Source organism: Xanthomonas sp. NCPPB 3582 (assembly GCF_041475735.2).
Lineage (GTDB): Bacteria > Pseudomonadota > Gammaproteobacteria > Xanthomonadales > Xanthomonadaceae > Xanthomonas > Xanthomonas codiaei.
Genome location: NZ_CM192968.1, coordinates 3,086,843 through 3,109,984, shown reverse-complemented (window position 1 = coordinate 3,109,984; position 23,142 = coordinate 3,086,843). Strand labels below are relative to the sequence as shown.

Sequence of the window (23,142 nt, the reverse complement as noted above, 5' to 3'; positions counted from 1 at the left end):
CGGCCCCAGGCCGTCACCGGCGCGCCGCCGCTTCGGCGATGATGGCGCCGCCATTTCTCACCCAGCGCATCGCCCGGTACGGCGATGCCGCAGCATTCGGATCATTCGCATGAGCAGCAGCACCCAGCACTGGATCGCGCAGCAAGGCAGCGCCCTGCGCGGCACGTTGGCCATTCCCGGCGACAAGTCGGTCTCGCATCGGGCGGTGATGTTCGCCGCGCTCGCCGATGGCGTCTCGCAGATCGACGGTTTTCTGGAGGGCGAAGATACCCGTTCCACTGCGGCGATCTTCGCCAGGCTGGGCGTGCGCATCGACACGCCATCGGCGTCGCGGCGCATCGTGCATGGCGTGGGCGTGGACGGGCTGCAGGCGCCCAGTGAGGCGCTGGACTGCGGCAATGCGGGCACCGGCATGCGGCTGCTGGCCGGCCTGCTGGCGGCGCAACGCTTCGACAGCGTGCTGGTGGGCGATGAGTCCCTGTCCAAGCGGCCGATGCGACGCGTCACCGGCCCGCTGGCGCAGATGGGCGCCAGGATCCAGACCCAGGACGATGGCACGCCACCGCTGCAGGTGCAGGGCGGGCAGGTACTGCACGGCATCGACTTCGTCTCGCCGGTGGCCAGCGCCCAGGTCAAGTCGGCAGTGCTGCTGGCCGGCTTGTACGCGCAGGGCGAGACCTTGGTGAGCGAGCCGCATCCCACCCGCGACTACACCGAACGCATGCTGTCGGCGTTCGGTGTGGAGATCGACTTTTCGCCCGGCAAGGCGCGCCTGCGTGGCGGCCAGCGGCTGCGTGCCACCGACATCGCGGTGCCGGCGGATTTTTCCTCGGCGGCGTTCTTCATCGTCGCCGCCAGCATCGTTCCCGGCTCGGACGTGGTGTTGCGCGCGGTGGGCCTGAATCCACGCCGCACCGGGCTGCTGGCAGCGCTGCGCCTGATGGGCGCGGATATCAGCGAGGGCAATCATGCCGAACATGGCGGCGAGCCGGTTGCCGACCTGCGCGTGCGTCATGCACCGCTGTACGGCGCGCAAATTCCCGAAGCGCTGGTGCCGGACATGATCGATGAATTTCCCGCGCTGTTCGTGGCGGCGGCCGCAGCCTCCGGGCAGACCGTGGTCAGCGGCGCGGCCGAACTACGGGTCAAGGAATCGGACCGTCTGGCCGCCATGGCAACCGGGCTCCGCACGCTGGGCGTGCAGGTGGACGAAACGCCCGATGGAGCCACCATCCACGGCGGGGCCATCGGCAGCGGCGTGATCGAAAGTCATGGCGACCATCGCATTGCGATGGCATTTGCGATTGCCGGGCAACTGTCTACCGACAAGGTGCAGATCAACGATGTGGCGAACGTGGCCACCTCGTTCCCGGACTTCGACACCCTTGCGCAGGGCGCGGGCTTCGGACTCAGCGCTGCGCGCTGAACTCCACCGGCACCTGGACGCTGCTGACCACGGTATGTCCGTCGCGTGTGGCCGGCTCGAAACGCCATTGCTGCAAGCTGCGCACTACCGCCGCGTCCAGGCGCGGATCGCCGCTGCCGCTGCGCTCGACGATGGTCACCTCGCGCACGCGCCCCTGCACATCCAGCTGCAGCCTTGCAGTCCGGCTGCCTTCTAGACCGGCACGCGCCAACTCGGCCGGGTAGGCGGGCAACGCATTGCCGGGGAGCGGAATCGCTTCCTTGCTGCTGACCGGCGCACGTGCCGGCTGGTGCGCCACCATGGTCATCGCACGCGGACCATCGGCGCTGGGCAGGATCTGCCTGCTGGCCGCCGGGGCAGGGGCCGTATCGGGGGCGAACGATTCGTCGCTGTGGCGCGCCCACCACCAGCTTGGAATCACCACCAGCACGGCAATCAAGGTCGCCCATAGCCAGGGCGAGGCGCCGTCGCTCTCCATGTCTTGCCTGCGCGTGTCTGCAGCACGTGGCAAGGCCGGACTGTGGGATGAAGGATTCGAGGTGAAGGACATGGCCGACCTCCTGGCGCATCTGTTGATGACCCGGCTAGTCTGTTCGGCGTTTGCTGAGGGGCAATTAAGGCGGGGCATATCTGCCACACCCTGGCTATGTCGTGATTCAGCTTAGTGACGCTAACGGGGCGCGATGGGGTCCGCTCGGGTGGCGTCCAAGTTTACGTTTTAACAGGATTTTTCGATCTTTCGCGCCGGGTGGTTGGCCGCGCTACCCCTGCGCAGCGGCAGCTGTTAGGCCCGCTTACTGCGCCGGCTTGAATTCGAAGGGAATGTCCAGGCTGCCGGCCACCGGCTGGCCGTTGTGCTGCGCCGGGTGGAAGCGCCAGTGCCGCACGGCCTCCATCGCGGCGCGGTCCAGGTCGCGTGAGCCGCTGCGCTGCACCAGGGTGACTCCCCCCGGATTGCCGGCCGCGTCCACATCCACGCGCACCACCACGTCGCCGGCATCGCCACGGCGCAACGCCGCCGACGGATAGCGCGGTGGCGGCATCTGGCCCTGCATCGGAACCGGGCGGTTGCCGCCGGCCACCGGTGCAGACGGCGCTGCGGTCCCCGGGGTGCCGGGGACCGCGTCTTCGGGCAGGGAAGACGGTGCCGGCGGGGGCGGCGGCGCGGTTTCCACCAGGGTGGGGGTGTCTTCCTGCTGCGGTTTGGCCTGCGGCATGTCGCTGGCGCTGTCCTGCGCCGGCAGTGGTGCAGGCAGCGGCTGCAGCGTGTCGTCGCTGGCCGGGGCGTTGGCACTCGGCTGGCTGGGCGAGGCCTTGTAGAAGTCGTCCTTGCGACCGGTGGCCCAGACCAGCAGGAACAGCAGCAGGCCGGCGCCGAAGGCAATGCCGGCAATTTTCAGGGTGTGGCGGGGCAGGCGCAGGACGATGTGGCGATCGGACGCGGAGCGGGGCGCGGGCATAGGGCTCACCTGAAGGATCGCGGCAATTCTGGCATAGCGCCGGTGAATCGATCGCAGCAGGTGGCGGAACAGGCGATAATCTTGCGCTTTCCACCGACACATAGACTTCCGATGCTAGATCCGGCCCTGCTTCGCCACCATCCCGCCGACCTTGCCGAGCGCCTGCGCAGCACGCGCAGTTTCTCCCTGGACACTGCGGAACTGGAGTCGCTGGAGAGCGAGCGCAAGCGTATCCAGGTGCGCACGCAGGAGTTGCAGAGCCTGCGTAACTCGAAATCCAAGGCGATCGGGCAGGCCAAGGCCAAAGGCGAGGACGTGGCCGCGCTGATGGCCGAGGTGGCTGGTTTCGGCGACGAGCTCAAGGCGTCCGAAGACGCGCTGGACAGCATTCGCGCCAAGCTGGAGAGCATCGCGCTGGGCCTGCCCAACCTGCCGGCCGACGATGTGCCGCACGGCAAGGACGAGACCGACAACGTGGAGCAGTCGCGCTGGGGCACCCCGCGCAGCTTCGACTTCGCGGTCAAGGACCATGTGGAACTCGGTGCGCCGCACGGCTGGCTGGATGGCGAGACCGCTGCCAAGCTCTCGGGCGCGCGCTTTACCGTGCTGCGCGGTCCGATCGCGCGCCTGCACCGCGCGCTAGCGCAATTCATGCTGGACCTGCATGTCGGTGCGCACGGCTACGAAGAAACCAATGTGCCGCTGCTGGTCAATGCCGATTCGCTGCGCGGCACCGGGCAGTTGCCCAAGTTCGAAGAGGATCTGTTCCAGACCGAAGTGGGCGATTCGCGCCGCTATCTGATCCCCACCTCCGAAGTGCCGCTGACCAACATCGTGCGCGATGAGATCGTCGATGCCGAGCGCCTGCCGCTGCGCATGACCGCGCATTCGCTGTGCTTTCGCGCCGAAGCCGGCAGCGGTGGCCGCGATACCCGCGGCATGATCCGCCAGCACCAGTTCGAGAAGGTGGAGCTGGTGACCGCCTGCGCGCCGGAAGACAGCGAGGCCGAACACCAGCGCATGACGCGCTGCGCCGAAGTGGTGCTGGAACAACTCGGCCTGCCGTATCGCAAGGTATTGCTGTGCACCGGCGACATGGGCTTTTCGGCAATGAAGACCTACGACCTGGAAGTCTGGCTGCCGTCGCAGAACACCTATCGCGAAATTTCCTCGTGCTCCAACTGCGGCGATTTCCAGGCGCGGCGCATGCAGGCGCGCTGGCGCAACCCGGCCAGCGGCAAGCCGGAGTTGCTGCATACCCTCAACGGCTCGGGCACGGCGGTGGGCCGCGCGATGATCGCGGTGATGGAGAACTACCAGAACGCCGATGGCTCGATCGATGTGCCGCAGGTGCTGCGTCCGTACATGGGCGGGCTGGAAAGGATCGGTTGATGCCACTCGCATCGGGGCTGGTGCGCCACGCATCGGCTCCGATGCGCGGCAACGTGTCTGCGTGACGTCGATACCGTTACGCACGGCCGATTCGCAGCCCGGTTGGTGCTGGCTGCTGCGCATCGGTCTGCAGCCTCGCCACGACCAGCAGCATCCAGGACGACGAGCAAAGAGGGGCCTGCGCAGGCCCCTTTTTGTTTGTTTTGCGATCCGCATGCCCGCGATCTGAAGTGTTGGTGCAAGCGCCAACCAGGATCTCGCATGCCCGCGGTTGGATGCGTAGATACGCTGGCGGGTGCGCAGGCACAAGCCACCACATCTCTCAATACGCGATGTGCTGCGACGAGTGCTGAGAAACTGCGCGCTCAAGAGCGGCGGACACCACCTGGCGAGCAATCGTCAGACGGGTGCGGACAGTGCGCCCAGCACCGGAATCTGCGCGTAGTTCATGCCGATTCCGGATACTGGCCGCGCCCGCCTGGCGGTTGCGCAGTCGTCTTGCCATCTGCTCTACGCAGCCACTTCTTCCGGCTGCTGCAGCGATGCCAGGGCCTGGGCAAGCGCGTCGCTGCGGTGCTGCGGCGAGTAGGCAACGCCTTCGGCCCGTACGAAGCTCACCTCGTCGATGCCCAGGAAGCCGAACACCTGACGCATGTACGGTTCCTGGAAATCGTTGCTCGTCTCGGGGTAGACGCCACCACGCGCGCTGGCGATGATGACGCGCTTGCCGCCGGCCAAGCCCTCCGGCCCCGTGGCGGTATAGCGGAATGTACGCCCGGCCACCGCGATCCGATCGATCCACGCCTTCAGCGTGGAGGGGATGCTGAAGTTGTACATCGGCGCACCGATCACGACGACGTCTGCATCCAGGAACTGCTGCATCACCTGCTCGGCGGCGGCTGCCTCGGCCGCATCGGCCTGCGCCAGCGACTGGCCGGTGAGATGGGGGATCGGGTCCCGATCCAGGTCGCGGTAGCTCACCTGCAGGTCCGGATGGAGCAGGCGCTGTTGCTTCACCACGGCGGCACTGAGTTCGTGGCTGATGGAATTGGCACCCAGGGCGCTGGAATCGAGATGGAGCAGCTTCATGGCAAGGACCTATGGGATGCGGCAGTGCTGCGGAGGGGTGCAGCCTAGGTCGTTGCTCTGTTGGGATAAAGGTGGTTAAATATCAGTTATCGTTCTATCCATGGATACCTGCGCCATGCACGACCTGAATGACTTGTACTACTTCGCGATGGTGGTGGACCACGGCGGCTTCGCCGCAGCCGAGCGCGCGCTCGGTATCCCCAAATCGCGCCTGAGCCGGCGCATCAGCCAGCTCGAAACCGACCTGGGCGTGCGCCTGCTGCAGCGCTCCACGCGGCGTTTCGCGGTCACCGACGTGGGCACCAGCGTGCACCGCCATGCCCAGACCATGCTGGCCGAGGCCCAGGCCGCGCGCGAAGTGGTGGATCGTCTCAGCGCCGAGCCGCGCGGTCTTGTACGGGTGAGCGTTCCTGTCTCGCTCGCGCAGATCCAGCTGCCCAAGCTGCTGCCGGAATTCCTGGCCAGATACCCGAAGGTGCGGCTGCAGCTCAACATCAGCAATCGGCGCGTCGACGTCATCAATGAAGGCTACGACATCGCGTTGCGCGTGCGTTCGCGCCTGGATGACGATGGCAGCCTAGTGATGCGCAGCTTCGGCCAGGTGCAGGAGCTGCTGGTGGCCAGCCCCAAATATCTGGATCGCGCCGGACGCCCGAAAGACCCGAGCGAGTTGGCCAACCACACCACCATGAGCACCAGCGAAGACGAAGCCCACCAGCGCTGGGAGTTGCACGGCCCCAACGGCGAAATGCGCCGCGTGGATCTGCAGCCGCGGCTGGCCGGATTCGATTTCCCGCTGCTGCAATCGATGGCGCGCGATGGCTTCGGCATCACCATGCTGCCGGAAACCGTGTGCGCCGAAGCGGTGCGCAGCGGCGAGCTGGAAGTGGTGCTGCCGCACTGGTCGCTGCCGCAAGGCATCTGCCACGCCGTGTTCGCCTCGCGTCGCGGCCTGCTGCCGGCGGTGCGGGTGTTCATCGACTTCCTGGCCGAGCACTTGCCGCAGGAGATCGAACGCTCGCGTCTGGACTGCGGCGGCAACTGCGCCGAACTGGCGGAAAAGCTCAGGCGTGCCGCCGGCACTGCACCGCGCCTGGCGGTGGCCGAGGCTGGCTGAGCGGTCGTTATCGAAGCCGGCTGAAGGCTGTGTCTGGATGCTGCGCTGGCTGACAGGTTGGTTGGCAGCCGGCGAGCTGCTCGGCAGTCAGTTCGCTGCAGACGTTCGGCAGGCATCCATCCATGCTTGGGTGCATCCCGCCGATCACCACGAGTAGCGGCCGGCCACCAATGGCGCCGCACGACGCTGCGCCAGCCGGAAGCGAGTGGTGTCACCAAGCAAAACGCGCCCGGGCATGCGAGAATGCGCGCCCGGGAGCACTCCTGGGAGTGGTGGTCCAGCACAAGATGCCCGTGCGGCCACCATCAGGCGTCACCGCGCAACGCGGGTCGCCAGCGTGACGACCGATGCCTTCGGCGGTCATGCGCAACAGCATCGGAGAGATGGCCGAGCGGTTTAAGGCACCGGTCTTGAAAACCGGCGAAGGGTCAAACCTTCCGTGGGTTCGAATCCCACTCTCTCCGCCAACCCATGGCAAATCTTAAAAGAAACAGCATTTGAAGGCTCGTTGATCGAAGCCGAGACACGCTCGGGGCATATCCCGAATCTACAACCCGTGCCGTTCAACGCCGGCACCGGTATCTGGCGATCCGCGCGCACCATCAGGACAATCGTTCATTTTTGTAGTAAAAATCATTCTCATTTGCTACTCTTCGATTGCGCCGATCCGTCCCCACCGTCGGCGTAGTCGGGATTGCCCCCCATCCACCGGTCGCTAATGGAAGGTCCATGCCTCGGTGCGTAGATCGTGTGGGGGCGGCCGCATGCACCAGGTCCCCCACACCGATGCGTCGCTCCACGTTCTGCTTGCTCGCTCTTCTACCGGCTCCTGCCTTGGCCGAGTCCATTCCCGATGCCCAAGACCTGGATGCTGTCCAGGTCCGTGGCGTGCGCGGAACAAGTTATGCCGCGCCTCGTGCCAATACCGCCACACGCACGGATGCAGCCATCTTGGATGTCGCTCAGTCCATCCAGGTGGTCACAGCTGCCATGTTGGACGATCAGCGCGTACGCACGCTTGACGATGCACTTGTCAACGTCAGTGGCGTGATGCGGGCACCCAACCGTGCCGGTACCCAGGATGCCTTCCTGCGCCGTGGATTCGGCGACAGCTCCAATGGATCAATCCTGCGAGATGGCGTTCGCTCGATGCAGAACCGCAACTTCAGCGCGACCACCGAGCAGGTCGAAGTGCTCAAGGGCCCGGCGTCATCGCTCTATGGCATCCAGCAGCCCGGTGGCGTAATCAATGTGATCTCCAAGCAACCACAGCAGCTTGAACACACGCAGCTGCAGCTGAACTCCACCAGTGTCGGGGGTGGCGGCATGATGGTCGACACTACCGGGCCGATCGGCCAGAGCGGCTTTTCCTATCGCGCGATCGCCTCGTACGACGACGTCGATCACTGGCGGACTTTCGGAACGCAGCGCCGCCGCCTGGTAGCGCCGTCGCTGGCCTGGCGCAATGCGTCTACCGAGGTCGTCCTTGCCGTCGAGCATACCGATTACTCAATGCCATTCGACGACGGCACGTTCTTCGTCGACGGCAAGCCCTTGGCGATCCCACGCGACAGATCGCTGGTCGAGCCGTTCTCGAAAATGGACGGCAAGACCGATTTCGCCACGCTGCGCATGCGCCACGTTCTATCGAAAGACTGGACGCTTCGTGCGACCGCTGCTTACAACCGCAACCGCTACGATGATGTTCGCGCCCGGTCGGATGGCTACGACAGTGACACAGGACTGCTGAGGCGCAGGTTCGACGGCCGTGAGGGTGTGGACGATCTATCGCGCTACATCGTTGCCGACGCCCTGGGTCATTTCAACAGCCAGTACGTAAGTCATGAGCTGCTCGTCGGTGTGGATCATGAGAACACGGACAACCACACCGATGGGGAATTGGCGCGGCTTCGCATTGGCGGCTTCGATGTCTGGAACCCGATCTATGGCACGGTTGCCATGCCGACCGAGGTCGACCCGGACACGCGCAATCTCAATTCCAATCTGACAAGCAGTTCGGTATTCATGCAGGACGCTGTGTCGCTCGGCGAGCGCTGGGTGTTGTCGGCTGCTCTGCGTTATCAGCGTTGGGAGCAAAAGGAAGGCGTGGGGAGTGACTATGTGGTCACTCAGGACATTGATGGAGGAGAGTTGCTGCCGCGCCTTGGTCTCGTCTACAAGCTTGGGACCGTCGCCTCGCTATACGCCAACTACGCGACCTCATTCGTGCCCAACCTGTCGAGCAATCCTGCAGAGGGGGCATTCGATCCTGAGAAGGGGCGTGTACACGAAATCGGCGCCAAAGTGGACCTTGGCGAGCGCTTGGCGGCGACGCTGGCCCTCTACAACATCAACAAGCGCAATGTGGTGATCAGCCTGGATGATGACACGGCGCGAGCCGTTGGCCAGGCGCAGTCGCGAGGCGTCGAGCTGGATATCGCTGGACGTATCACACCGTGGCTCGATGTGGTCGGCGCCTACGCTTACACCGCCACTGAGATCCTTGAGGATACGCCGGAGACGGAAGGCAACATGATGCCCAACATTGCGCGCCACCAGGCGTCGCTTTCGCTGGTCGCCCGCCCGCAGTGGACCACTGGTCCGGTTCGCTGGCAGATCGGCGGCGGCACGCGCTATGTGGGTCCGCGCCAGGGAGACGAAGCCAATAGCTTTGAGCTGCCGTCCTATGTGGTGGTAGATGCATCCATCGGTGCAACACTGGTCATGGCGGGCAGCCGCACTGCATCGCTCGATCTAGGCCTGCGCAACGTCTTCGATCGCACGTATTATCCTTTCGCTGACGGCGAGACACGGGTCATGGTTGGAGAGCCGCGGCGTTTCGAGGCCCGGCTCCGGATCGATCTCTAGCTGATGCTCTGGCGAGTTCTGGAAATTCGTGGACTGGATGCCGTCAACGCTGCTGGCCGTCGTCAAAGGTTCTGGAAAGGGCTGCGTTTCTGTTTGACTCGTGAGAGGACTCAAACGCCGAGATCTGGTGCGTGCGTTGCGCTGAACACGTCGGAATCGGCCGGGTTCAGCACACGCGCTGCCAGCGGCGGAGAGATCTGCAACCACGTGGCCGCAGCGAGAATCACTGCCTATGCGTTGAATTCCCGGTGCAGCGACATGATGAGGAAGGATCTTTACCAAGCCCGACGTCTCCCCGATTTCGCCCAGTCGCGCAGTTCACAGTCCGCGTCTGGATCGCATGCAGATGTGACGTAAGGCGGTAGGCTGACAGGCCGCACCGCCACAGCTCACATCACCGCGGCATTGACCTTGAACACCTCCACCGCGCGTGTCAGTTGCACCGAGTGGTTTTCCAGTGCACGCGCAGCAGTGCTCGCGGCTTCGACCAGGCGGACGTTCTGCTGTGTGGTTTCGTCCATCTGGGCGATGGTGTGGTTGACCTGTTCGATGCCGCCGGCCTGTTCCTGCGAGGCGGCGGAGATCTGGCCCATGATGTCGGTGACGTGCTGGACACTGGCGACGACCTCGCCCATGGTGGTGCCGGCGGTATGCACCAGTGCGGAGCCATCGGCGACGCGTTGCACCGAGTCGTCGATCAGGCGCTTGATCTCCTTGGCGGCGTCGGAGGAGCGGTGCGAGAGGGTGCGCACTTCCGATGCCACCACGGCGAATCCGCGGCCCTGTTCGCCGGCGCGTGCGGCTTCGACGGCGGCATTCAGGGCAAGGATATTGGTCTGGAAGGCGATGCCGTCGATGACGGAGATGATGTCGGCGATGCGCCTGGACGCCGTTTCGATGCCGGACATGGTGTCGATGACCTGGGCGACCACATCGCGGCCCTGCGAGGCAATGGACGCGGCACTTACGGCAAGCTGATTGGCGCGGCCGGCGTGCTCGGCGTTCTGCTTGACGGTGGAGGTCAGCTCTTCCATCGAGGCGGCGGTTTCCTCGAGGCTGGCGGCCTGTTGTTCGCTGCGGCGCGCCAGTTCCTGGTTGCCGCTGGCGATGTCTTCGGCGGCAAAGCCAATGCTGTTGGAGGTGGTCTGGATATGCGTGACGATGTCGGTCAACCGGTGCACGGTGCTGTTGGCATCGTCGCGCATGGAGGCGAACACGCCGTGGAAGTCGCCGGACATGCGCACGGTCAGGTCGCCGTCGGCGATCGAGCGCAGCAGCTCGGAGAACCGGGCCAGGTTGGTGTCGGAGGTGGCCATCATGGTGTTGAGGTTTTCCACCATCAGGCGAAAGTCGTGCTCGAAGTGTTCCGGCTGGCCGCGCAGCGCGAAGTCGCCGGCGCATGCGGCCTGGGTCAGTGCGTGGATCTGCGCATTGATGGCACGCAGGTTCTGCCTGACCTGCTGCATGGTGGTGGTGATGGCGGCTTTTTCGCCAGGATAGTGTTCGATCTCCGGTGTCAGGTCGCCAACGGCGTAGCGCCCCATGACCTCGGTCATGCGCAGCTGGGTTTGCACATGCGCATGCACCAGCGCATTGGTGTCCTGCACCATGTGGCCGTATTCGCCAGGAAAGCGCTGCGCATCGGTGCGGTAGCTGATCTCGCCGGCGTCATGCCGACTCGCCATGGTGCGCTGTGCGGAGATCACGTCCTGCAGGCGGTGCTGCATCTGCTGCATGGCACGCAGCAACTGGCCGGATTCGTCGTTGGCGGTCGGGGTGTTCTGGCTGCGCAGGTCGCCTTCGTTGATGCGCTCGGCCAGCCGTAGCGACTGGCGCAATGGCAACACCACGCTGCGGGTGAGCAGGAATGCGATGCTTGCACCGAGCAGCAATGCAACGATGGTGGAGATCACCATCAGCATCGCAAAGCCACGTGCGGTGGCGACGGCCTGTCTGGCGGCCAGGCGGTTCTTGGCTTCCTGCAGGTCGATGAAGGCGTTGATGCTGGCCAGCCAGTCGATGAAGGCGGGGCGTGCCTGCTGCAACAGCTGCTGCTCGGCATGCGGCTTGTCCGCAGCATCGCGAAACGCGCGGACCTGCGCGATCAGCGGCATGGTGCGCTGCTCGATGGATTTGATCCGCTGCAGGATCGCCTTTTCGTTTGCGTCCGTCGACGCCGCAATCAGAGCGTCCAGCGGCTGTGCGGAGCGGGCGTAATCGGCGGCAAGCTTGTCGATCGATTGCTCGGCGGCGTGACGCTCTGCCGGCTCGTCCATCAGCACCACATCGCGCAAGGCGATCGCGCGGTCGTGCACGCTGCCGCGGAAGTTGATGGCATAGCGTTGCTTGACGCTGTTGACTTCGTTGATGGCAGTGAGCTGCTGATCGATGCTCCGCACGCGCTGGATGCCGACCACGGTCAGGATCACCATCAAAACGATGATGGCGAGAAAGCCGAGCGCCAGGCGCTGACCAATGCGCAGATTCGAGAGGAAATGCATAGGGTGATCCGACAGGCAATAGGGCGGGAGGTCCCCAATAGCAGGGAGGCGAAGACTTGCGATACGGCCGGGGAGGCAGAAGGGCCGTAGCATCGGGTGGGTCTCGACCTGATCGATAGCGGCCTCGACCAATGAAACTGAACTCTGCGCCGCAGCGGGTTCAGGTGCGGTTGGATCTGCTCGAAGCGGCCTGGCTTGCCGAATCACGCATGGCGATGCTTACCCCCAAGGCTCGCTCGATCGCCTGACCTGCACTGAGGCGTGGCGCCCGAGTGCCTGTCTCGCGCACTACGGCGGCCTGCGGCGCCGGGGCAGCCTCCGGCGCCGTACAGCCGGCCTGCGGCCGCCGACGCGCCCGCGCGGCGGAGTGTCCATGTGATCGATTCAGTCGGTTTGCCGCTGGCGGCTGGACGTCGGCGGTCGCAGGCAAGATGATGTGCGGCCGGTGGTGTCCTTGATGCGCTGCGGGTCGTTCGCGTGTGGTGGGTCCTGGTCCTTCTCAATGGTTGAAACGATGCATCGATGGTCGACCGGTCAGCCGGCTGCATGCCGCGCGGGGAGTGCTCGCTGCGGTACGTGCGGCGGCAAGCGTCAAACCGCGCCGTGTGTGCGCGCCGCATGAGCGCCTCGTTTCCGCACGGCAGTAGCACCATGGCGCAGGCGGTCCGCACGCATGATTGGGATGGCAGCGTGCTGGGGCCTGTTGCGCACTGGCCGCCGCCGCTGCGCAATGCGGTGGACCTGATGCTGGCCTCGCCGGAGAGCATGTACGTGGTGTGGGGCGACGCGCTGACGTTCTTCTACAACGATGCGTATGCGCCGATCCTGGGGCCGCGGCAGGCGCAGGCACTGGGCGCGCCGCTGCGCGAGCTGTGGGCCGATGCCTGGGAGGCGGTGCGCGCGCCGATCGAGGCAGCGTTCGCAGGGCGTGCATCGCGCTTTGAAGAAGTGCCGATCGGCATGAACCGCTATGGCGCGCCGGAACAGACCTGGTGGACGTTCTCGTTCTCGCCGATCTATCTCGACGATGGCCAGGTCGGCGGCGCGTTTTGCGTCACCAACGAGGTGACTGCGCGCAAGCTGGCGCAGGCGCGGCTGGCCGACGAGCACGAACGCCTGATCCGCCTGTTCGAGCAGGCGCCGATGTTCATGGCATTCCTGAGTGGGCCGCAGCATCGGGTCGAATTCGCCAATCCGTGTTATTCGCGCCTGGTCGGCCACCGCGACGTGATCGGCCGGCCGTTGGCCGAGGCCTTGCCGGATGCGGTCGAACAGGGGCATGTGCAGCGTCTGGACGAGGTGTACCAGTCCGGGCGCGCCTATTCGGCCAACGCACTGGTGTACGACGTGCAGGCGGTGCCGGGCGGGCCCAGCGAGCGACGCCTGCTGGACCTGGTCTACCAGCCGATTGCCGGCGCCGACGGCACTGTCTCGGGCATTTTCGTGCAGGGCCTGGATATCACCGACCGCATCAGCCTTGAGCGCGCCGTGCGCGAGGCGGAGGTGCGCAATCGGCAGATCCTGGACAGCGTGATGGACTACGCGATCATCGCCACCGACATGCGCGGGCGGGTGACCTCGTGGAACGAGGGCGCGCGTCGCATTCTGGGCTGGAGCGAGGCGGAGATGCTCGGGCAGTCGCTGGAGCGCACCTTCACTCCCGACGATGTCGCGCGGCAGCGGCATGGACGAGCGCTGGCATGTGCGCAAGTCCGGCGAATGGTTCTGGGCCAACGGCTCGCTGATGGTGTTGCGCGACGAGACCGGAGCGGCGATCGGCTTCGTCAAGGTATTGCGCGACCGCACCACCGAGCGCCTGGCCAGCGAGGCCTAGATCAAGAGCGAACGTCGGCTGGATGCGCTGGTGCGCGCGTCGTCGCAATCGATCTTTTCCGCCACCGCCGACTGGAGCGCGCTGCGCCTGCATGAAGGCGATGGCCTGCAGGACGATGGCCTGCCCAGCAATGCGCGTTGGCAGCTGGAATGGATCTATCCGGACGATCGCGGGCAACTGGCCGATGCCATCGCAACGGCGATCGCCCACAAGGCCGGCCTGGAGCTGGAGATCCGCGTGCTGGACGCCGCGCAGCGCGTCCGTTGGACCTTGCTGCGTGCGGTGCCCCTGCTGGATGTGCGCGGCGAGATCGAGGAATGGTTCGGCACGGCATCGGATGTCACCGACCGGCGGCAGGCCGAAGAGCAGCTGCGCCTGCTGACCGAGACGCTGGAGGAGCGCGTGCGCGAGCGCAGCGCGGCATTGCTGCTGGCCGAGGAAAAACTGCGCCAGAGCCAGAAGATGGAGGCGGTGGGGCAATTGACCGGAGGGCTGGCGCACGACTTCAACAACCTGCTGACCGCCATCACGGTGGGGCTGGAGCTGTTGCAGACACGTGTGGAGCAGGGCAGGTACGACCGGCTGGAGCGCTACGTGGACATGGCGCAGACCAGCGCTGCGCGCGCGACTGCGCTGACGCAACGCCTGCTGGCGTTTTCGCGTCGGCAGACGCTGGCACCCAGCGCATTGGAGGTGGACACGCTGGTACAGGGCATGCGCGAGATCATCTCGCGGACCCTGGGGCCATCGATCAGCTTGCAGGTGTTGCCGGCGCCGCAGGCGTGGAAGGTGCTGGTGGATGCGCCGCAGCTGGAAAACGCCTTGCTCAACCTCTGCCTCAATGCGCGCGATGCCATGCCCGATGGCGGCGAACTCGTCATCAGCCTGCATAACCGCTCGCTGGATCAGGCCGCGGCGCAGCAACTGGATCTGCCACCGGGCGACTATGTGTGCCTGAGCGTGCGCGACACCGGCACTGGCATGAGCGCCGATGTCATGTCCAAGGTCTTCGAGCCCTTCTTCACCACCAAGCCGATCGGGCAGGGCACCGGACTGGGCCTGTCGATGATCTATGGATTCACCCGCCAGTCCGGTGGGCACGTGCGCATCGAGTCTGAAGTCGGTGTGGGGACCACCATGGCGCTGTACCTGCCGCGGTTCGACGGCGAGCAGGCGAGCGCCGAGACCAGCGACGCGGCCGAGCAGCCGTCGCCCGCCGCGGTGCGGAGTTGCAGCGTGTTGCTGGTGGAAGACGAGCCTGCCATTCGCTCGCTGATCTGCGAGGTCCTCAGCGAGGCCGGTTACCGCGTGATCGAAACGGGCGAAGGCAGCGCCGCGGTGGAGCGGCTGCGCTCATCGGAGGCCATCGATGTGCTGGTGACCGATGTCGGGCTGACCGGCGGTTTGAACGGGCGCCAGGTTGCCGATGCGGGCCGGCAGTACCGGCCCGGCTTGCCGGTGCTGTTCGTGACCGGCTATGCAGCGACCGCAGCGGTGGGCGCGGGACAACTGGACGATGGCATGGAAGTGTTGACCAAGCCGTTCCTGGCAGCCGACCTGGAGCGGCGCGTGGCGCGGTTGCTGGAATGGCGTTCGCAATGACGCAGGATGTCGACGATCACTGTACGAAGGGCGTGGTGCTCGACCGCGAGGGTGCGTGCATGGGGTGATGCGTCGCTCACTGCGGTTTCGAGCAGGCGCAACAGCGATCGCTTTGCGTCTCACGCGATGTGCCTCCCGTGGCGGATGTGTCGGCGTCCTCACAAACAAGGGTGAGAGAAGTCACGAATGACGATCTTCGCCCATGCGTGTCACAGCGTGAATCATCGAGAATGTCTGATCGATCACGCAAAATTCGGGTGGTGGCCCGGCATGTCAAGCCAAGCAAGGTGATCAGTTCAGGGCCAGGCAATGGGCAATCGCGCATGCATGCTAGATTTGACGGCATGGAAAACGTGAAGCCGATGATCGCAAACCGTATCACTACCGGAACGACGGGGCTTGACACCATCCTTCGCGGTGGCCTGCCCGCCAACCGGCTGTATCTGCTGGAAGGCCAGCCCGGCTCCGGCAAGACCACCATGTCGCTGCAGTTCCTGCTCGACGGTGCCGCCAAGGGCGAGAGCTGCCTGTATGTCACGCTCTCGGAAACCATCGATGAGCTCAACGAGGTGGCTGCCTCGCATGGCTGGTCTTTGCAGGCGCTGCATGTGTTCGAGCTCGCTTCGGCAGAAGCGTTCCTGGGCGATGGCCGCCAGCAATCCATCCTGCATCCCTGGGAGATGGAGCTGGACGGCACCATCAAGCTGATCCAGGCCGAGGTCGATCGGGTCAAGCCGGCGCGGGTGGTGTTCGACTCGTTGTCGGAGCTGCGCCTGCTTGCGCAGGATTCGTTGCGTTACCGGCGGCAGGTGCTGGCGCTCAAGCAATTCTTCGCGCCACGCAATATCACCGTGTTCCTGGTGGATGATCTGACCGATGAGAATGGCGAGCGCGATGCGCATCTGCACAGCCTGTGCCACGGGGTGATCTCGCTGGAGCGGATGACGCTGGATTTCGGTGCGGCGCGGCGGCGGATGCAGGTGCAGAAACTGCGGGGCGTCAATTTCATCGCCGGCTACCACGACATCGCCATTGCCACCGGCGGCATGCGGATCTATCCGCGGCTGATCGCCTCCGACCACCACGTGCCGTTCGTCGGTGATACGGTGTCCAGCGGCGTGGAGCGCATCGATGCACTGTTGCATGGCGGCCCGTTGCGCGGCACCAGCACGCTGCTGACCGGACCTGCCGGCTCGGGCAAGACCAACGTTGCCCTGCAATACGTGAGCGCGGCCTGCGAACGTGGCGAGCATTGCTGCGTGCTGCAGTTCGACGAGCGCACCGGTACGTTGCTGACGCGGGCCGAGAACCTGGGCATGGATCTGCGCAAGCATCTGGCATCGGGGCTGCTGGAACTGCATCAGATGGACCCGGCCGAGCTGGCACCGGGCGAGTTCGCCTGGACGGTGCGGGAGAGTGTGGAGGCGCGCAACTGCCGCGTGCTGGTGATCGACAGCCTCAACGGCTATCTATCGTCGATGCCGCAGGAAAAACAGCTGATGTTGCAGATGCATGAGCTGCTGTCGTATCTCAACCAGAGCGGCGTGACCACGTTCCTGATCAATCCGCAGCATGGTCTGGTGGGCACGATGTCAACCGGCAATCTCAATATCTCCTACATGGCCGATACCGTCATCCTGTTCCGGTTCTTCGAAGCGCAGGGGCGGATTCGCAAGGCCTTGTCGGTCATCAAGAACCGTAGCGGCGCGCATGAAGATTCGATCCGCGAGATGCGGATCGGCAGCACCGGCCTGCATCTGAGCGAGCCGCTCGAGAAATTCCATGGGGTGCTGACCGGCACGCCGCAATTCGTGGGAGACGGTGCGCCGTTGCTGGATCGTGCAATTGACCAGGTGTGATGCGGATGGATCGATCGTTCATATCATTGCGCCGTTCGGGCGCGATGCCGACAGCATTGCCAGCATCGTCGGCGAGCGCGGGCTGACGCACAGGGTCTACGGCGCCTTGACCGCGCTGGCCGGCGACCTGCGCGACAGCTCCGGGGTAGTGGTACTGACCGAAGAAGCGGTGGGCGGCAATCTGCAGGAGCTGCAGCAGATCCTGCAAAGCCAGGCGGCGTGGTCGGATATTCCGTTCGTGCTGCTGCGCGCACCGCGTGGCAGCCATCGCGGCCGGCATGCCAACCTGCCGGCCGAAATGACCAATGTCATCGAGCTGGAGCGGCCACTGAGTTCGGCCTCGCTGTTGAGCGCGGTCTCCACCGCGTTGCGGTCGCGGCAGAAGCAGTTCGTGATCCGCGACCAGATGGCGCAGCTGGCCGAGAGCCGGGCCGCCCTGGCGCTGAGCGAAGCGGAGCTGCGCCGGGTCACCGATGCCTTGCCGGTGTTGATCGCCTTCATCGACAAGCATCTGGTGTACCGCTTCGCCAACCGTTCCTACGAAGACTGGATCGGTATTCCGCCGCAGGATGTGATCGGTCGGCCGCTGGTGGATGTGGTGGGCCCGGCAGTGGTGGCCGAGCGCCGTGCCTGGATCGAGGCGGCACTGGCCGGCCAGGCGCTCACCGTGGAAGCGAGCTGGCCGCACGCCGACGGGCGCCGTCGCGATGCCGAAATCCGCTACATGCCGCGTTTCGACGCGGACGGGCAGGTGGACGGATTCCATGTATTTGCCACCGATATCACGGTGCGCGCGCAGGCGATGGAGTCGATCCAGCAGCAGGCCAGCCTGCTCGAAGCCAAGGTGGCCGAGCGCACCGCCGAGCTGCAGCAACAGATGCAGGCGCGCGAATCCAGCGAGGCCGCGCTGCGCCAGGCGCAGAAGATGGAGGCGGTGGGCCAGCTCACCGGTGGCATCGCGCACGATTTCAACAACATGCTGACCGGCATCCTGTCGGCGCTGGACCTGGCGCGCTTGCGCATCGATCAGGGGCGCACCGAAGGGCTGGGACGCTTTCTGGATGTGGCCTCGGCATCGGCCTTGCGTGCTGCCGCGCTGACCCAGCGGCTGCTGGCGTTCTCGCGCCGGCAATCGCTGGAAGCGCGGCATCTGCACGTCAACGATCTGGTGCTATCGCTGCAGGATCTGCTGGCGAGCACGCTGGGCGAGTCGGTGCGCCTGGACACCGATCTGTGCGATGCGCTGCCGCAAGCCTATGTCGACGAGAACCAGCTGGAAAGCGCGCTGCTCAACCTGGCCATCAATGCCCGCGATGCGATGCCCGATGGCGGGCTGTTGCGCATCGCCACGCGGCACCTGCGGGTGGAGGACAGCGCGCTCGAACTCGGCCGTGGCATCGCCCTGGCGCCGGGCGACTACGCGGTGGTGTCGGTGACCGACACCGGCACCGGCATGCCGGCGGATGTGCTGGAGCGCGTGTTCGAGCCGTTCTACACCACCAAGCCGATCGGGCAGGGGACCGGGCTGGGCATGTCGATGATCTATGGCTTCATGCAGCAGTCCCATGGACAGGTGTGGGTGGAGTCGCAGGTGGGTGTGGGCACCACGGTCAGCCTGTACCTGCCGGCCGGCAACAGCGTGCAGAGCGTGGCGCTGGAGCCGCAGGCCGGCGCGGTGGTGGCCGGCCAGGGACAGCTGGTACTGGTGGTGGAGGACGACGAACAGGTCCGCCTGTTGGTCACCGAATTGCTGGGCGAATTGGGTTACCAGGCCGAGGTGGTGGCCGATGCCGACGCCGCGCTGCCGATCCTGGCATCGCCGCAACGGATCGACCTGCTGGTCACCGATGTGGGCCTGCCGGGGCTCAACGGGCGCCAGCTGGCGGAGATCGCGCGGCAGTCGCGCGGCGATCTGCCGGTGATCTTCATGACCGGCTATGCGGAGACCGCGCGCGACCGCGGCGAATTTCTCGGCCAGGGCATGAGCATGATCGCCAAGCCGTTTACGCTGGGCGAGTTCAGCGGGAAATTGCACGAGGTGCTGGGACCTTCGTCCTGAGCCACGGCGCGGGGTGGTGCCGGGCCGATGGCCAGGGGTGCGTCACCACTGCTGGCGTCCCGCTGCCGACGTGGGTGCGGCGCGCCCGAGCAGCATTGCCGAACACCAGGGCTGTTCGACGCGTGCCTGCGCGATGACGTCGCGCGTTGATCGAGCACCTGCAGCAATGCTCAGCGCGCCGCGCGACCGGGTTGCCGTGTACTGGCCATCGCTTCGACCACGGCGATCTTGTCCGCTACCGCCTTCTGCATCGGCGAGCCGGTCTCCAGTAAGCCATGCAGATGACGCCAGTGGGTGGTGGCCGCGGTGTAGTCGCGTTGCTGGAAGTCGCTGATGCCCAGCAGCCACAGCCCGCGCTGGTTGTCCGGCTCGCGCGCGATCAGCTGCTGCAACTGCGCGCGTGAGGCCGCATCGATGGCGAAGTCGCTGTGCGTCGCCATGTCGGCGGCGATCCAGCCGACGATGGCGGCGCTGGTATCCGGGGCGATCTTCAGCGCTTGCGCATAGGCTTGGCGTGCCTCTGCGGGGCGGTTGTTCTGCTCATGCGTCTTGGCCTGTTGCATCCACGACTCCAGCGCCTGCATCTGCGCGTCCTGCGCGGCACTGGCAGCCTGCGTTTGCGCAGGCTCGGCCACGGGCACGGCTTGTGCGCCTGGTGGTGCGGCCGGCGGCGGCGCGGCGACCACGCGCTGCACGATCGCCTCGGGCGTGCCCACCAGGCGATACAGGCCGGCGGTAGCGATCGGCAGGGCCACCGCCAGCAGAACCGGCAGCGCGTAACGTCCACTGCCATGGCGCGTCGGGTTGCGCAGCAGCGGAAACAGCAGTAGCAGCAGCGCGGCGGCGACCAGCAGGGCGCTGGCGAGATAGAAACCGGTCATCACCACTCTTCCTCTGCCTGCGGTGCTGCCGGTGTGCCCACCCGCGCGCGTTTGCGCACGGTGTGGATCACCACGCCGGCGCCGGCGCCGAGCATCAGCAGCGGCCCGAACCACAGCAGCCAGGTGCCGCGCCTGACCGGCGGGTCGTACAGCACGAAATCCGAATAGCGCTCGACCATGTACTGCTTGATCTGCGCATCGCTCCTGCCGGCCTGCAGTTGCGCAAACACCTGATGGCGCAGGTCGCGTGCCAGGCTGGCGTTGGAATCGGCCAGATTCTCGTTCTGGCACACCAGGCAGCGCAGTTGCGCGGTCAGCCGTTGATAGCGCGCTTCTTCGCTGCGGTCCTTGAAGGGGAGCGGGTCCACCGCCTGCGCTTGCACGCACGGCGCCAGCAGCACGCCCAGCAGCAACACCAGCAACAGGCGCAGCTGCCGGGCCTGTCGACGGCGGTGTGCCTGCAGGCGGCGATAGCCCGCAATCATGGCGCCCCCTTGGGCAACGCGGCGATGGCGGGCAACAGCTCGGCATCGATGACGGCGGGGGTGAGCACGCCGATATGCTTGTAGCGGATCGTGCCCTGCGCATCGATCAGGAAGGTTTCCGGCGCGCCGTAGACGCCGAAGTCGATCGCGGTCTGTCCCGGCTCGTCGGCGATCACCAGCGCATACGGGTTGCCGTAGCGCGCCAGCCACGCGCTGGCATCGGCCGGCGCGTCCTTGTAGTTGTAGCCGATCAATGCCACGCCAAGCCTGCCGGCCTGCGCCATCAGCACCGGATGCTCGTGCACGCATTCGGCGCACCAGCTGCCGAACACGTTGAGCACATAGGGCTTGCCCAGCAGTTGCTCGCGGGTGACGCGCTGCTCGGGCGCATCCAGTCGCGGCAGCGAAAACGCCGGCGCCGGCTTGCCGATCAACGGCGAGGGCACCTCGCGCGGGTTGTGCTGCATGGTCCAGTAGATGCCGAAGCCGAACAGTGCGGCCACCAACAAGAACCCCAGCAGGGGCAGCATGCGCTTCACGGGTGCGACTCCTGCGCGAGCAGGCGCGCATCGTATGCCGGCGAGGTAGCGGCCGTGGGGGTGGACACCGGCGCGCGGAAGCGCCGTGCGCAGGCGCTGACCAAGCCGCCCAGCATCATCAACAGGCCACCGGCCCAGATCCAGCGGATCAGCGGCTTGTAGTACAGCCGCAGCGTCCAGTCGTATTCGATGTGCTGATCGTCCAGTGGCTCGCCGAGCGCCACATACAGGTCGCGGGTGATGCCCGGATCGATCGCCGATTCGGTCTGGATGCGCTCGCTGCTGTACAGGCGTTTTTGCGGGTGCAGTTGCGCCACCAACTGGCCATCGCGGCTGACCCGTACGCTGCCTTGTTCGGCCTTCCAGTTCGGCCCGTCCACCAGCTGCACGCCATCGAAGCGGAAGTTGTAGCCGGCAATCTGCGCGCTCTGGCCGGGCGACAGCCGCACGTCGCGCTCCACCGACAGGCTTTCCGATACCAGCACGCCAGCCACGAACACCGCCACGCCCGCGTGGGCGATCAGCATGCCGGCCATTTCCGCCGGAAAGCGCCGGCCGCGCGGCATCTCGCGCCAGCGCTTGACCACATACAACGCAGTGCCTGCGGCCACCCAGGCGGCGACGCCAATCCCGGCGATCGCCTTGGCCTGGCCGTCGGCAACCAGGCTGCCGCCCAGCGCGCAGGCGATGGCGGCAATGCCGGCACGCGTGCCCAGCGTCTTCAATGGTGCGGCCTCGGCCTTGCCCCAGCGCAGGTACGGGCCGAACGGCAGCAGCAGCACCACCGGCAGCATCAGCAGCGGGAACAGCAGGCCGAAGTAGGGCGGGCCAACGGAGACCTTGCCCATGCCGAACGCGTCGGCGATCAGCGGAAACAGCGTGCCCAGCAACACCATCGCCGCGGCCACGGTCAGCAGCAGGTTGCCGATCAGGATGCCGGTCTCGCGCGATGCGGCGGCGAAGGGTTTGCCGCTGGCGATCTTCGGCGCCCGCAGCGCGTACAGCAGCAGCGAACCGCCGACCACCGCGATCAGGAAGATCAGGATGTACAGGCCGCGCCGCGGATCGGCGGCGAAGGCATGCACCGAGGTCAGCACGCCCGAGCGCACCAGGAAGGTGCCCAGCAGCGACAGCGAAAATGCCAGGATCGACAGCAGGATGGTCCAGGCGCGCAGGCTGCCGCGTTTTTCGGTGACCGCCTGGGTGTGGATCAGTGCGGTGCCCACCAGCCACGGCATGAAGCTGGCGTTCTCCACCGGGTCCCAGAACCACCAGCCGCCCCAGCCCAGTTCCGCGTATGCCCACCAGCTGCCGGCCACGATGCCGGCCGTCAGGCAGGCCCAGGCCACATTGGTCCAGGGGCGCGCCCAGCGCACCCAGGCCTGTTCCAGTTCGCCACCCAGCAAGGCGGCGACCGCAAACGCGAAGGCCACCGAAAACCCCACGTAGCCGGTGTACAGCACCGGCGGGTGGAAGGTCATGCCCGGGTCCTGCAGCACGGGGTTGAGTTCGCGGCCGTCCAGCGGAATCGGCGACAGTCGTCCGAACGGATTGGAGGTGAGCAGGATGAAGGCCAGAAAGCCCACCGAGACCAGTCCCAGCACCGCCAGCACGCGGGCGGCGAAGTGCTGCGGCAGATGCCGGCTGAAGGCGGCCAGCAACACCGTCCAGGTGGCCAGGATGGCGATCCACAGCAACAGCGAGCCTTCGTGCGCGCCCCACACCGCAGCAATGCGGTAGTACCAGGGCAGGGCGATGTTGGCGTTGGCGGCGACATAGGCCACCGAAAAATCCAGCGACAGCAGCGACCAGGCCAGCAGGCCGAAGGCCAGCCACACGAACACCGCCTGGCCGGCGGCGGCGGGCCGTGCGATGCCCATCAACGCGGTATTGCCGCGCCAGGCTCCGATCAGTGGCAACACGCCCTGTGCAAGCGAAAGCAGCAGCGCCAGGATCAATGCGATCTGGCCAAGTTCAGGCGTCATGGGCGGTTCGCACGGTGCGGCAGAAGAAGGTCATCGGATGGGGAA

Annotated in this window: 16 protein-coding genes, 1 tRNA gene and 1 other RNA gene; 9 read left to right on the top strand and 9 right to left on the bottom strand. The window is 65.9% G+C overall.

Translation table 11 applies throughout. The features are described from left to right. Positions 1-109: 109 nt before the first annotated feature. The gene (aroA, locus tag ACCQ05_RS13095) at positions 110-1,426 is read left to right on the top strand and encodes a 3-phosphoshikimate 1-carboxyvinyltransferase (protein ID WP_372390741.1); all 1,317 of its coding nucleotides are present in this window, start codon (positions 110-112) and stop codon (positions 1,424-1,426) included. On the opposite strand, the gene ACCQ05_RS13090 is transcribed toward aroA, so the two are convergent. Then, positions 1,410-1,976 carry an energy transducer TonB gene (locus tag ACCQ05_RS13090; RefSeq protein ID WP_228961947.1) on the bottom strand — a complete coding sequence of 189 codons (567 nt, stop codon included), beginning with the start codon at positions 1,974-1,976 and terminating at the stop codon, positions 1,410-1,412. The two genes, aroA and ACCQ05_RS13090, sit on opposite strands and share 17 nt — an antisense overlap. A gap of 244 nt (positions 1,977-2,220) precedes the next feature. Next, complete coding sequence (locus tag ACCQ05_RS13085; protein ID WP_372390739.1) at positions 2,221-2,886, bottom strand: energy transducer TonB; 666 nt, start codon at positions 2,884-2,886, stop codon at positions 2,221-2,223. A gap of 111 nt (positions 2,887-2,997) precedes the next feature. On the opposite strand from ACCQ05_RS13085, the gene serS reads away from it, so the two are divergent. After that, positions 2,998-4,278: a serine--tRNA ligase gene (serS, locus tag ACCQ05_RS13080; RefSeq protein ID WP_372390737.1), complete on the top strand. Its 1,281-nt coding sequence runs from the start codon at positions 2,998-3,000 to the stop codon at positions 4,276-4,278. A 373-nt stretch (positions 4,279-4,651) separates the two neighbouring features. On the opposite strand, the gene ACCQ05_RS13075 is transcribed toward serS, so the two are convergent. Both ACCQ05_RS13075 and ACCQ05_RS13070 read right to left on the bottom strand, forming a co-directional pair. Beyond that, a non-coding RNA gene (locus tag ACCQ05_RS13075) (sX9 sRNA) lies at positions 4,652-4,728 on the bottom strand. Between the two features lie 60 nt (positions 4,729-4,788). Further along, positions 4,789-5,367: an FMN-dependent NADH-azoreductase gene (locus ACCQ05_RS13070; protein ID WP_228961944.1), complete on the bottom strand. Its 579-nt coding sequence runs from the start codon at positions 5,365-5,367 to the stop codon at positions 4,789-4,791. 100 nt (positions 5,368-5,467) lie between these two features. On the opposite strand from ACCQ05_RS13070, the gene ACCQ05_RS13065 reads away from it, so the two are divergent. The 3 genes from ACCQ05_RS13065 (at position 5,468) to ACCQ05_RS13055 (ending at position 9,352) form a co-directional block, all read left to right on the top strand. After that, the gene (locus ACCQ05_RS13065; protein WP_228961943.1) at positions 5,468-6,484 is read left to right on the top strand and encodes a LysR family transcriptional regulator; all 1,017 of its coding nucleotides are present in this window, start codon (positions 5,468-5,470) and stop codon (positions 6,482-6,484) included. A gap of 377 nt (positions 6,485-6,861) precedes the next feature. Further along, a tRNA-Ser gene (locus tag ACCQ05_RS13060) sits at positions 6,862-6,951 on the top strand. 367 nt (positions 6,952-7,318) lie between these two features. Beyond that, positions 7,319-9,352 carry a TonB-dependent siderophore receptor gene (locus tag ACCQ05_RS13055; RefSeq protein WP_372390735.1) on the top strand — a complete coding sequence of 678 codons (2,034 nt, stop codon included), beginning with the start codon at positions 7,319-7,321 and terminating at the stop codon, positions 9,350-9,352. 389 nt (positions 9,353-9,741) lie between these two features. Here the strand turns inward: ACCQ05_RS13055 and ACCQ05_RS13050 are convergent, their stop codons facing one another. After that, positions 9,742-11,853, bottom strand: coding sequence for a methyl-accepting chemotaxis protein (locus tag ACCQ05_RS13050; protein WP_372390733.1), 2,112 nt, complete (start codon positions 11,851-11,853; stop codon positions 9,742-9,744). Positions 11,854-12,471: 618 nt separating this feature from the next. Between ACCQ05_RS13050 and ACCQ05_RS13045 the strand changes: the two genes are divergently transcribed. From ACCQ05_RS13045 to ACCQ05_RS13030, 4 genes are all read left to right on the top strand, one after another. After that, the gene (locus ACCQ05_RS13045) at positions 12,472-13,782 is read left to right on the top strand and encodes a PAS domain-containing protein (protein WP_372390731.1); all 1,311 of its coding nucleotides are present in this window, start codon (positions 12,472-12,474) and stop codon (positions 13,780-13,782) included. Continuing rightward, positions 13,718-15,289 carry a PAS domain-containing hybrid sensor histidine kinase/response regulator family protein gene (locus ACCQ05_RS13040; protein WP_372390729.1) on the top strand — a complete coding sequence of 524 codons (1,572 nt, stop codon included), beginning with the start codon at positions 13,718-13,720 and terminating at the stop codon, positions 15,287-15,289. Before ACCQ05_RS13045 ends, ACCQ05_RS13040 begins: the two co-directional genes overlap by 65 nt. A 344-nt stretch (positions 15,290-15,633) precedes the next feature. Then, positions 15,634-17,148, top strand: coding sequence for an ATPase domain-containing protein (locus ACCQ05_RS13035; RefSeq protein WP_372394081.1), 1,515 nt, complete (start codon positions 15,634-15,636; stop codon positions 17,146-17,148). After that, a complete protein-coding gene (locus ACCQ05_RS13030; RefSeq protein WP_372390727.1) occupies positions 17,135-19,207 on the top strand; it encodes a PAS domain-containing protein in 2,073 nt (690 codons plus the stop codon). Before ACCQ05_RS13035 ends, ACCQ05_RS13030 begins: the two co-directional genes overlap by 14 nt. A gap of 170 nt (positions 19,208-19,377) precedes the next feature. Here the strand turns inward: ACCQ05_RS13030 and ACCQ05_RS13025 are convergent, their stop codons facing one another. The 4 genes from ACCQ05_RS13025 to ACCQ05_RS13010 are packed head-to-tail and all read right to left on the bottom strand — an operon-like array spanning position 19,378 to position 23,097. Then, on the bottom strand, positions 19,378-20,088 hold the full coding sequence (locus ACCQ05_RS13025; RefSeq protein WP_506191523.1) for a tetratricopeptide repeat protein: 711 nt from the start codon (positions 20,086-20,088) through the stop codon (positions 19,378-19,380). Beyond that, positions 20,088-20,573, bottom strand: coding sequence for a cytochrome c-type biogenesis protein (locus ACCQ05_RS13020; protein ID WP_104540378.1), 486 nt, complete (start codon positions 20,571-20,573; stop codon positions 20,088-20,090). Before ACCQ05_RS13020 ends, ACCQ05_RS13025 begins: the two co-directional genes overlap by 1 nt. After that, positions 20,570-21,112, bottom strand: a complete 543-nt coding sequence (locus ACCQ05_RS13015) for a DsbE family thiol:disulfide interchange protein (RefSeq protein WP_372390723.1) — start codon at positions 21,110-21,112, stop codon at positions 20,570-20,572. The genes ACCQ05_RS13020 and ACCQ05_RS13015 overlap by 4 nt, the downstream gene beginning before the upstream one ends. Beyond that, positions 21,109-23,097, bottom strand: a complete 1,989-nt coding sequence (locus tag ACCQ05_RS13010; RefSeq protein WP_372390721.1) for a heme lyase CcmF/NrfE family subunit — start codon at positions 23,095-23,097, stop codon at positions 21,109-21,111. Before ACCQ05_RS13010 ends, ACCQ05_RS13015 begins: the two co-directional genes overlap by 4 nt. Between the last annotated feature and the right edge of the window lie 45 nt (positions 23,098-23,142).